Below are 222 nucleotides of genomic sequence, written 5' to 3'. Positions count from 1 at the left end.
CCGGTAACTATGAGTTCCCGCAACCGCTGCACGATGCGCTGGATAAATTCCAGGCTGATACCGGTATCGACATCGACATGCACATCGACGCCGCCAGCGGTGGCTTCCTGGCGCCGTTCGTGGCTCCTGATATTGTCTGGGACTTCCGCCTGCCGCGCGTGAAATCGATCAGTGCTTCAGGTCATAAATTTGGTCTGGCTCCGCTCGGCTGCGGCTGGGTTA

At 58.6% G+C, this 222-nt stretch carries 1 protein-coding gene; it reads left to right on the top strand.

Annotation, left to right across the window (positions count from 1 at the left end):
• On the top strand, positions 1–222 hold a 222-nt coding region (locus tag BEG40_RS21650; RefSeq protein ID WP_286135174.1), incomplete at both ends, for a pyridoxal-dependent decarboxylase.

Origin of the sequence: Escherichia sp. MOD1-EC5495 (assembly GCF_002965965.1) — a bacterium.
GTDB classification, from domain to species: Bacteria; Pseudomonadota; Gammaproteobacteria; order Enterobacterales; family Enterobacteriaceae; genus Escherichia; species Escherichia ruysiae.
The sequence above is the reverse complement of the archived record's forward strand: the minus strand, read 5'-3'. Positions and strand labels throughout refer to the sequence as shown.